We start from the raw sequence: 9,719 nt of genomic DNA, 5'->3' as shown, positions 1-9,719 counted from the left end.
ACCGAGGAGAAAAAGCACCTGAAGCTGCACGGCGAAACGGCCATGGTGCTCACGCACGCTGCCCTCAAAGGCATGCTGGAGCGCGGCGAGGGCCGGATCATCAACGTGGCCAGCATTGCCGCGTTCCTGCCCCGGGGCACGTACTCGGCGGCAAAGGCGTGGCTGGTGAGCTTCAGCCGGTGGGCCAACCTCGCCTACCGCAAGCAGGGCATCAAGGTCACGGCGGTGTGCCCCGGCTTCACCCACACCGAGTTCCACGACCGGATGGGCATGGACAAATCCGTGGCGCCGTCGTGGGCCTGGCTGCACGCCGGCCGTGTGGTCCGCGAAGGCCTTGCCGACAACGAACGCGGACGGGCGGTGTCCATCCCGTCCAAGCGGTACAAGGTGGTGGCCGCGGTGGCGCGCGTAGCTCCCGCCAAGCTAGTGGCGGGGCCTCCCCGCACGCCCAAATAAGGGGAGGCGCCCCAACAGGGGAGCCCGTCCCAGCAGGGCCGCAGGGCTCCGCGACCCCGCCCGCCGCACGGCCACCACCACCAGGATTCCCACCAGGGCGCCCACCAGCGTTTCCACGCCACGCTCCAGGATCAGGAGGGCAGGGTCGATGGGTGCGGCAAGCTGTGTCATCAGCAGGATGACGGGTGTGAAAGAGACCATGGCAAAGCCGTAATGGCGGGCCATGAACAGCTCAGTGGTGAACTGGAACAGGATCACCAGCAGCGCCAGCAGGATGGCCTGCTGCCCGGGGAAAAGCCCAGTGAGGGTCCATGGCTCAGGGAGAATGACGACGGCGGTGACCGCCAGCCCCACGAAGGTCCCCACGATGCGGTGGACGCCGCGGCGGACGCTGCTGGGGAGGTCTGCCCCGGCCAGCGGGACGGCAGCCGCCGCCATGGCCCAGTGCGGGTGGCCGCTGCCGCTGAGCACGCCCAGCGAACCCGCAGCCCCTACCGCCAGCACATACCTGGCGGCGTGCAGCATCACGTCCCGGCGCCCGGCCGAACCCGGATTCCTCGCCGCGCCGCGCTGCCAGGACCGCCGGCGCAGCCAGCCGCTGAAACCCACCGCCACGGAGAACGCGGCACTGCCTGCGGCAATCAGCATGGCCACGTACCAGGGAACCACCGTGGGGACGGAGGCGCAGGCGCCCAGCGCGAGGATGCCGAAGAACGGGCCGTTGGGCTTGAGCCGCACCCGGTCGGAATACACGGATCCCACCCCGGCAAGCACGGCTTCAACAGCCACCAGCCACCAGGAGTGAAGATGGTTGACGGACAGGAACACGCCCACGCCTACGCCGGACAGGAGCACCAGTGCGGCCTGGGCCTGGTGGCGGAGCCGCAGTTGATGCTGCTCGTTCCGCCCGTACATACCCGTAAGTGCCCCGAACACGGCATAGATGATGAGGTCCGGCCGGCCGGCAACCAGAAGCAGCAGCGAAGGGACTGCCACGCTGGCGGCCACCCGGAGCGCCGCGAGGTGGTCATTGTTGGCAGGCTCCAGCCGGTGGAGGGCGCGGACCTGCTCAACCACCCGTTTCATCCCGCACCATCCCCGCCGTTGTTGTCCGGGCCCTTTGCCGGCCCCCCAAAATTATTGCCGGACGGCCTGAACGGAGTCATATCCTTCGGCGCTCCACGGACACACAAGGACATGGGCCGGCCCAGGAGAGGGCCGGGCCAGCACACAGGCCTGCCTGTCCCGCCGCGGGGCAATGAAAAAGCGGTACGGCAAAGGCCCGCCCTGCATGCTTCCCCCAAGGAAACATGCCGGACGGGCCTTGGAAGCGTGGGCTACAAGACGCGCCTGGCTCCGCCGGAAATCTAGACCCCGGCCGGAACCTTGTCGGCCGCACGGGCGTCCGTGACGTCCTGCGTTTCGAACGGCAGCTGGTCCAGGTCGATCAGCGGGTTCTCGTCCTGGGTGGCCACCAGTTCCCGGGCTTCCGCCTGGGTGTCAACGCTGGGCATGGAACCCGGCAGCGGACGCTGCGCTGATTCCTTCAGGAAGTAGATAGCCACCGCACCCACCAGGGACGTGCCCATCAGGTAGTAGGCGGGCATCATGTCGTTCCCGGTTGCACTGATCAGGGCGGCAACAACGAAGGGCGTGGTCCCACCGAAGATCGCCACCGAGAAGTTGTAGGCGATGCCCATGGCGCCGTAGCGGCTGGACGTGGGGAACTGCGCCGGCAGGGCGGAGGCCAGGTTGGCCACGTAGAAGGTCACCGGGAAGGCGATCAGGGCGAGGCCGGCAAGGGTGGACCAGATCTCACCGATGCCGATCAGCAGAAAGGCCGGCGTTGCCAGGACCACCGTGCTCAAGGCGCCGATCCACAGGACGGGCCTGCGGCCAATCCGGTCGGACAGCTTGCCGGTCAGCGGAATGCAGAGGCTCATGACCACCAGGACGGGAATGGTCAGCAGGGTGCCGTGCACTTCGTCGTAGCCCTTGGCCTCTGTGAGGTACGTGGGCATGTAGGAGGTGAGGGCGTAACCGGCCGTGTTGGCGGCGGCCACCAGGATCATGGCCACGATGATGGAGCGCCAGTAGGCCTTGACGATGCCCACCGGGCCCTTGGCCGCGGCCTCGTCGGAGGCGGCAGCATTCTTGGCGATGTCCTCCTGGGCATCCAGGGTGGCCTGGAACTGGGGGGATTCTTCGATCCTGCTGCGGAAGTAAATGGCGACCAGGCCCAGCGGACCGGCAATCAGGAACGGGATGCGCCAGCCCCACTCCTCCATGGCAGCCTGTCCCAGGGTGAGCTGGAGGGCAGAGACCAGGGCCGCGCCCAGGGCGAAGCCCAGGTAGCTGCCCATGTCCAGGAAGCTGGCGAAGAACCCGCGGCGCTTGTCCGGCGCGTACTCGCTGACGAACGTGGTGGCGCCGGCGTATTCGCCGCCCGTGGAGAAGCCCTGCACGATTTTCAGCAGCACCAGCAGGCCGGCGGCCCACAGGCCGATCTGGGCGTAGCCGGGCAGGAGGCCGATCGCGAAGGTGCTCGCGGCCATCAGCATGAGGGTCGCGGCAAGGATCTTCTGCCGGCCCATTTTGTCGCCCATCCAGCCGAAGATCACGCCGCCCAGAGGGCGGGCGATAAACGTGGCGGCGAAGGTTCCGAGCAGGAACAGGGTCTGCGTTGTGGGATCGGATTCCGGCAGGAAGACCGGCCCCATGGTGGTGATGAGGTAGCCGAAAACGCCTACGTCGTACCATTCCATGGTGTTGCCGACGATGGTGCCGCCGAGTGCTTTTTTGAGCATCGGCTGGTTCACGACGTTGACATCGGATTCCTTGAGCCGGCGGCGTGGCAGCCGCCGGGGCTTCTTGGCAGCCGTGACGGCTGCCTGGTCTGTTCCGCTGGCGTTCCTGGCGCCTGCTGAAGAGTCGGTCATGCTTCGGTCTGTGGGCATTTGGGCAACTCCTGTGGAGGTCATTTGCTTGCGACTTGTAGCTGCCCCGCTCCGGGCAGGCCTTCAATTTTACGCGAAAACCATGGCTTCCCCGCCCGAAATGCCGTAGGATCAGCTCTTTTGGGGCCGTTTGCGCTGACTTTTCCCACATTGGTTTCCCGCCTTTTCCCGCGTCATTACAGGGGTGGGGCCCGCCGGCACGGATCGTTACCGAATTTTTTTGGCTGCAACCCGGTTTGGGATGCTTTTTGCGGGTACTCCGCCGCCAAAAGTGAGCGTCCTCACGCAGTCTCCGTGCCTCCCTTCCGTCCCCGCAGCGGCATCGTGGCGCGGGCCTCAAGGACCGCCGTCGGCCTTCTTTTCCGTCCTCGGGCCAAGGGGTTCACAGGTGGCTGCTCGGTGCCTATGGTGGAGCAATGGGAATCCTTCTTTTTGAGTAGGCGGATGCGTGCGGCCGGACAGGGTCCGGCTGTGCCCCGCCCCTCCGGTCAGGCCCGCAACACTTGCTGGGCACGGTGCGCTTTACAGTCCGCTGGCATTTTCAGCGATCCCCGGACGCCCCCGTGGCGGCAACGGGCAACACTTCGTTTCATCGCGGAAAGGAAGATCACATGGCTGACAAAGTCCGTACATCACACATCAAACCCGAGCTTGCCGACCACCTGGCGGCGGCGATGAACACTCCGGACCTGCCTGGTCCCGCAGTGGCCGGTGCAACCGGAATGCCGCAGCAGAACGCGTGGCCGGATGGCAACGGAAAGCGGCGGCACCCGAAGGAACGCGGCTCCGGCCTTGGCAGGATGGGCCACGAAGCCGCAGTGACGGCCGTTCACCGCACCAGCCGGCCGCAGATGCCGCACTCGTCCTGACCTGGCCCGGACAACGATCGCGCTGGCGACACCCTGAATAACCATCGACACGCAAATTGCCTGGCGACCCCACTATGTGGTGGTCGCCAGGCAATTTCCGCGTCACGGATGAAGGTGTGCGTCGAAAGCCCGGCTCACGCTTCGCGCACCACCTCGGACGGTTCCTTGTCGAGCCGCCAGCCCCGCCATACCGGGTGCCGCAACCGCCCGGGACCGGTCCACTCGCTGTAGGTCACCTCACCCACGAGCTGCGGGGCAATCCAGTGGGCGTCCGCGGCGTCGGGGCGCGGGACGTCATGGAACGGTGAGGTTTTCCTCGCGAGGCGCTCCACCGTCTGCCGGAGTTCGGCAAGCTCCCGGGTGCTGAACCCACTGCCCACCCGGCCCACGTACTGCAGTTTGTCCCCTTCAGGGATGCCCACCAGCAGGGAACCCACAGTGTCTTGGCGCCCGCCCTTGCCCGGCCGCCAGCCGCCCACCACCACTTCCTGGGTCTGTTCAATCTTGAGCTTGATCCAGGTGCGGGTCCGCTGTCCGCTCACGTAGCGGCTGTCCGTCCGTTTGGCCATCACGCCTTCGAGGCCCAGCTCCCGGGCGCTTTCCAGGATGTGTTCAACCTTGTCCTCGAGGACAAGGGAAAGGTCCACCGGGCAGCCGGAGGGGCGAAAGAACTGCTCCAGCCTCTGGCGCCGCCTGGTGAGCGGCAACCGCCGGAGGTCCGTCCCGTCGTCGTACAGCAGGTCGAACAGCACCAGCCGGACCGGGATGGCAATCCGTGCCTTCGCGACGTCGGCGGGCCGGGTCAGCTTCATCCGGCCTTGCAGCAGTCCGAAGTCAGGCCTGCCGGCGGGCCCGACGGCGATGATCTCACCGTCTGCAACGAACGGCTGCGCGGGCCAGCACTGCCGGTCGGTCAGTTCAGGATAGGTCCGCGTGACGTCGTTGCCGTTGCGGCTGAAGATGCGCACAGTGGTCTCGTCCGCGACCATGATGGCGCGCACCCCGTCCCACTTGAGTTCGAACTGCCAGTTGCTGCCCTGGAGGTCGGCGGTGTCACCGGACGTGGCCATCATGGGCCCGAAATCCTGGGGTGAGAGATTCGGGCGCCAAGCGGCGGCCGGCGCCTCCTTCTTTTCCGGCGCGTCCTCCGGCGCCTTCTTATCCGGCACGTCCTCCGGCACCTCTTCCGGCACCTCCGGCGGCTCTGGAGGCGGCGCCGCGTGCCGCCGTCGTCCGCGTTGATGCTCCGTGTCCATAAGGTGGATGAGCCACTGCCCTTCGGCGTCCTTGCCCTGCCCGCGGCCGGTGTGGATCAGCGCGACCTTTTTGGTCCCGCCCAGGCCGCCGCCCTCGGACCCATTGAGGGTGACGATGACCTCGCGGCCGTTGATCCACTTGTGCAGCTCATAGGTGCCGGTGTCCCAGATGGTCATCTCGCCTGCGCCGTACTCCCCTTTGGGGATCGTGCCGTGGAAGGTGAGGTAGTCCATCGGGTGGTCTTCGGTCTGGACGGCAAGGTGGTTCTTGCCGCCGGATTCCGGGACGCCCTTGGGCAGGGCCCAGGACACCAGGACGCCCTCGTGCTCCAGCCGGAGGTCGAAGTGAAGCCGGCTGGCGTGGTGCTCCTGGATGACGAACGCATCGCCGCTGCCTGCCGCGCCGCTGAACGGTTCGGGTGTCTTCTGTGGGTCGCGCATGGAGCGGTACTTCCCCAGGCGGGGGTTGCCGTCGTGCACGTCGCCGCCATGCCCGTGCCCTCTGGCGTCGCCGGAAGGATGGCCCGCGGCCTGGACGACGGCGGCAAACGGGTCCTTGCCGTCCTGCACCCGCCGCAGGACTGCTTTGTAATCCAGGTGCTTGAGCCCCGGAGAACTGATTTCCCGCCAGGTGCGGGGCGCGGCGACCATGGGGGTGGGGCGGCCGCGCAGTGAGTAGGGCACGATGGTGGTTTTCGCCGCGTTGTTCTGGCTCCAGTCCACCAGCACCTTGCCCTTGCGGAGGGTTTTCTTCATGTCGCTGACGGCCAGGTCCGGATGGTCCGCCTCCAGGGCGCGCGCCAGTTCCCGGGCGAATGCCGAGATCTGGTCCGAGCTCTGGCTGCGGTCCAGGGCGGCGTACAGGTGGATGCCCTTGCTGCCGCTGGTCACCGGTACCGGGTCCATGCCCACGTCCTGCAGGATGGCCCGCGCCAGGAGCGCCACCTCAACGCACTCCTCGATGCCCGCGCCCTCGCCGGGATCCAGGTCCAGGACCAGCCGGTCCGGGTTCAGCTGGTTCCCGTGGGAGTCCACCTGCCACTGCGGCACGTGGATTTCCAGGGAATTGATCTGGCCGAACCAGGTCAGCGTGGCGGGGTCGTTCACCATGGGGTAATGGATGGTCCGGTCTTTATGGGTAATGGCGGCCCGGGGGAGCCAGCCCGGTGCGGAGTCCTCGAGGTTCTTCTGGAAAAACACCTCGCCCGGCTTTTCCGCGGTGCCCACTCCGTTGACCCACCTTTTGCGGGTGGCCGGCCTGCCGGCTGCCGCGGGGATCAGGACGTGGGCGACGGCGGCGTAGTAGGCAAGGACGTCGGCCTTGGTGGTGCCGGTCTCCGGATAGATGATTTTGTCCAGGTTGGTCAGCGTGAGTTCACGTCCGGCAACGCGGACACGCTCCTTACTTGCTGCCATAGGGCTTCACCTCCGGCCCGGACTGATGTTGACTGTAGGAATGAGAGCCATCTGGAAAGGTGCCATCGCGTTTGGCCTGGTCAACGTGCCCGTGAAGGTCTACAGCGCCACTGAAGATCATGACATCAGTCTGCACCAGGTTCACAATGCCGACGGCGGCAGGATCCGCTACCAGCGCCGGTGCGAGGTCTGCAGCCAGGTCATCGACTACTCGGACATTGAGAAGGCCTACGAGGAAGATGGCCGGACGGTCATCCTGTCCAAGGACGAGCTCAAGTCCATTCCGGCGGAGAACAGCCACGAGATCGAGGTGGTGCAGTTCGTCCCGTCCGAGCAGCTGGAACCCATGATGTTCGAGAAGAGCTACTACCTGGAGCCGGATTCCAAGACGCCCAAGGCCTACGTGCTGCTGCGGCGGGCCCTGGAAGACACCGACCGGGTGGCCATAGTCCAGTTCGCGCTGCGGGAAAAGACACGCCTGGGCGCACTCCGGATCAAGGACGACGTGCTGGTGCTGCAGTCCCTCCTGTGGCCGGACGAGGTGCGTGAAGCCAACTTCCCCGCACTGGACACGTCCGTCAAGATTTCACCCCAGGAGCGCGAGATGTCAGCCGCGCTGGTGGAGTCTATGGCGGCCGACTTCGATCCCGTCTCCTTCACGGACGAGTACCAGGTGCAGCTGCGCCAGCTGATCGAGGCCAAACTCGAGCAGGGCGACGCCCTGGATACGGAGGCAACCTTTGGCGTGGAGGAAGGCGAAGGCGGCAAGGGCGAAGTCATTGACCTGATGGAAGCCCTGAAACGGAGCCTGGACCGGAAGCGCGGCGCCGGGGCGGCTGCCTCATCCGACGATGAATCCGGCGGAGAGTCCGATGAGGAGGAGGACAGCGGCGAGGAGGAGGCCAAGCCCGCGCGCCGGGCCTCCGGAACAAAGACGGCGGCAGCCAAAGCCGGGACCACCTCCACGGCATCAAAGCCGGCCACAAAGTCCACGGCTGCCAAAGCCGGGACCGCCAAGACCACGGCAGCAAAATCCACCGCTGCCAAGTCGGACGAAACGAAGTCCACCGCCGCGAAGTCATCAGCCACGAAATCCACCGGGACAAAGACCGCCACCAAGGCCACGGCAAGCAAGACCGCCAGCAAGACGGCGTCCGGCAAAGCCTCCGCTGAACCTGCCGCGAAGTCCACCTCCACCAGGGCCCGCAAGCCGGCCTGATCCGGGATCCGGGCAGCACGCTCGCGGGACCAGAAGGGGACTGCCCAACGGGCCCCCGATCCACCTGGGTCAGCCCTGGAAGCAGTGCGATCTTTACAGCGGGCTACTGCGCGTCCACAATGAGTCGCATCGCAGCCTCCGCTGTGCCCACAGCGTGCTGACACCTGAGCGGCCAGTAAAGGAGCGCGGACCATGAACGATCAGACGGATACGGCGGAGGCGGACCGGGCGCTGAAGCAGAAGCACCGGGCCATGTGGGCGTCCGGGGACTACCCGGCCTTGGCGGACGAGATGCTGCTGGAACTGGGCGCCATCCTGGTGGAAGCCTGCGGAATCACGTCCCGCCACCGTGTGCTGGACGTGGCAGCCGGCTCCGGTAACGCGGCAATTCCGGCCGCGATGATGGGCGCCAAGGTGGTGGCCAGCGACCTCACGCCGGAGCTTTTCGAGGCCGGGCGCCGCGAGGCCGCAAACCGGGGAGTGAGCCTGGACTGGCAGGAGGCGGATGCCGAGGCCCTGCCGTTCGGCGAGGCCGGGTTCGACGTCGTGATGTCCTGCCTCGGCGTCATGTTCGCGCCGCACCACCAGGCTGCTGCCGACGAACTGGTCCGGGTCTGCAAGCCCGGCGGCACCATCGGCCTGCTGAGCTGGACCCCGGAAGGGTTCATTGGCAAGATGTTCGCCACCATGAAGCCCTTCGCCCCGCCGCCCCCGCCCGGTGCCCAGCCCGCACCGCTGTGGGGGAGCGAGGAGCACGTCCGGGAACTGCTGGGGGACAGGGTTACCGAGGCTAAGGCGCGCAAGCAGACGCTGGCAGTCCGCAGCTTCCATCAGCCGGCCGATTTTGTCCGCTATTTCAAGTCCCACTACGGACCCACCATCTCGGTGTACAAGTTCATCGGCGAGGACCCGGACAAGGTCAAAGCACTGGACCAGGCCCTCACGGAGCTGGCTGATTCCTTCGGGGACGCGCACGGCGATTCGCCGTTCCAGATGGAGTGGGAGTACCTGCTGTTTACCGCGAAGAAGGCTGGCTGATGCCGGGAAACCATGTGGCAACGTCGTCCACCGTGATCGGCGCTCCGGCGAGCCATGTCTGGGATGTCATTACCGACCCGGGGGCCGTCAAGGAGTTTATGTTCGGCGCGGACCTGGTAACGGACTGGACCGTTGGCGGACCCATCGTGTGGCGCGGCGAGTGGGAGGGCAAGGCCTATGAGGACAAGGGCTACATCCTCGAGGTGGAGCCCGGCCAACGGCTTGTCCATACGCACTTCAGCCCGCTCGGCGGCGAAGAGGACAAGCCGGAAAACTACCACACCCTGACCTGGACCCTCGAGGACCAGGGCGGCGCCACCAGGCTCACCCTCAGCCAGGACAACAACGCCACCGAAGAGGCGGCCGCCCACGCCCAGGGCATGTGGGACATGCTCGTGGCGGACGTCAAGAAGATCGCCGAGCGCGGCTGACCTACCCGGGCGCGGCGGGATTAAAAGCGGCGGCCGCCGTCGGGCGCATCCCCTGGGGGACACGCACGACGGCGGCC

General features: G+C 66.6%; 8 protein-coding genes. 5 read left to right on the top strand and 3 right to left on the bottom strand.

Going from position 1 to position 9,719, the window contains the following annotated elements; all coding sequences use genetic code 11:
• A partial coding sequence (locus P2Q66_RS15205) for an SDR family NAD(P)-dependent oxidoreductase (protein WP_275729432.1) occupies nucleotides 1-456 on the top strand: 456 nt, incomplete at its 5' end.
• Here P2Q66_RS15205 and P2Q66_RS15200 read toward each other — a convergent pair.
• Together P2Q66_RS15200 and P2Q66_RS15195 are read right to left on the bottom strand one after the other, a co-directional pair.
• Nucleotides 424-1,542 (bottom strand): FUSC family protein, encoded by a 1,119-nt coding sequence (locus P2Q66_RS15200; RefSeq protein ID WP_275729430.1) that lies wholly within the window; start codon nucleotides 1,540-1,542, stop codon nucleotides 424-426. The two genes, P2Q66_RS15205 and P2Q66_RS15200, sit on opposite strands and share 33 nt — an antisense overlap.
• A gap of 281 nt (nucleotides 1,543-1,823) precedes the next feature.
• On the bottom strand, nucleotides 1,824-3,413 hold the full coding sequence (locus P2Q66_RS15195; RefSeq protein ID WP_115524081.1) for an MFS transporter: 1,590 nt from the start codon (nucleotides 3,411-3,413) through the stop codon (nucleotides 1,824-1,826).
• Nucleotides 3,414-4,024: 611 nt separating this feature from the next.
• Here P2Q66_RS15195 and P2Q66_RS15190 point away from each other — a divergent pair.
• The gene (locus tag P2Q66_RS15190) at nucleotides 4,025-4,282 is read left to right on the top strand and encodes a hypothetical protein (RefSeq protein ID WP_115524082.1); all 258 of its coding nucleotides are present in this window, start codon (nucleotides 4,025-4,027) and stop codon (nucleotides 4,280-4,282) included.
• A 134-nt stretch (nucleotides 4,283-4,416) separates the two neighbouring features.
• Here P2Q66_RS15190 and P2Q66_RS15185 read toward each other — a convergent pair whose 3' ends face one another.
• Nucleotides 4,417-6,954, bottom strand: a complete 2,538-nt coding sequence (locus tag P2Q66_RS15185) for an ATP-dependent DNA ligase (protein ID WP_275729427.1) — start codon at nucleotides 6,952-6,954, stop codon at nucleotides 4,417-4,419.
• 40 nt (nucleotides 6,955-6,994) lie between these two features.
• On the opposite strand from P2Q66_RS15185, the gene P2Q66_RS15180 reads away from it, so the two are divergent.
• From P2Q66_RS15180 to P2Q66_RS15170, 3 genes are all read left to right on the top strand, one after another.
• Complete coding sequence (locus tag P2Q66_RS15180; RefSeq protein WP_275729425.1) at nucleotides 6,995-8,173, top strand: Ku protein; 1,179 nt, start codon at nucleotides 6,995-6,997, stop codon at nucleotides 8,171-8,173.
• Nucleotides 8,174-8,365: 192 nt separating this feature from the next.
• Nucleotides 8,366-9,211 carry a class I SAM-dependent methyltransferase gene (locus P2Q66_RS15175; protein ID WP_079598625.1) on the top strand — a complete coding sequence of 282 codons (846 nt, stop codon included), beginning with the start codon at nucleotides 8,366-8,368 and terminating at the stop codon, nucleotides 9,209-9,211.
• A complete protein-coding gene (locus P2Q66_RS15170; protein ID WP_275729422.1) occupies nucleotides 9,211-9,642 on the top strand; it encodes an SRPBCC domain-containing protein in 432 nt (143 codons plus the stop codon). The genes P2Q66_RS15175 and P2Q66_RS15170 overlap by 1 nt, the downstream gene beginning before the upstream one ends.
• The last annotated feature ends 77 nt before the right edge of the window (nucleotides 9,643-9,719 follow it).

This window comes from Arthrobacter sp. Cr_A7 (assembly GCF_029222765.1).
GTDB lineage: Bacteria > Actinomycetota > Actinomycetes > Actinomycetales > Micrococcaceae > Arthrobacter.
This window is presented reverse-complemented; position numbering and strand designations above follow the sequence as displayed.

What these genes read in the sequence shown, in the direction of transcription:
- P2Q66_RS15200 (WP_275729430.1), bottom strand. Translation starts at nt 1,542, where the DNA reads ATGAAACGGGTGGTTGAGCAGGTCCGCGCCCTCCACCGGCTGGAGCCT.
- P2Q66_RS15195 (WP_115524081.1), bottom strand. Translation starts at nt 3,413, where the DNA reads ATGCCCACAGACCGAAGCATGACCGACTCTTCAGCAGGCGCCAGGAAC.
- P2Q66_RS15190 (WP_115524082.1), top strand. Translation starts at nt 4,025, where the DNA reads ATGGCTGACAAAGTCCGTACATCACACATCAAACCCGAGCTTGCCGAC.
- P2Q66_RS15185 (WP_275729427.1), bottom strand. Translation starts at nt 6,954, where the DNA reads ATGGCAGCAAGTAAGGAGCGTGTCCGCGTTGCCGGACGTGAACTCACG.
- P2Q66_RS15180 (WP_275729425.1), top strand. Translation starts at nt 6,995, where the DNA reads ATGAGAGCCATCTGGAAAGGTGCCATCGCGTTTGGCCTGGTCAACGTG.
- P2Q66_RS15175 (WP_079598625.1), top strand. Translation starts at nt 8,366, where the DNA reads ATGAACGATCAGACGGATACGGCGGAGGCGGACCGGGCGCTGAAGCAG.
- P2Q66_RS15170 (WP_275729422.1), top strand. Translation starts at nt 9,211, where the DNA reads ATGCCGGGAAACCATGTGGCAACGTCGTCCACCGTGATCGGCGCTCCG.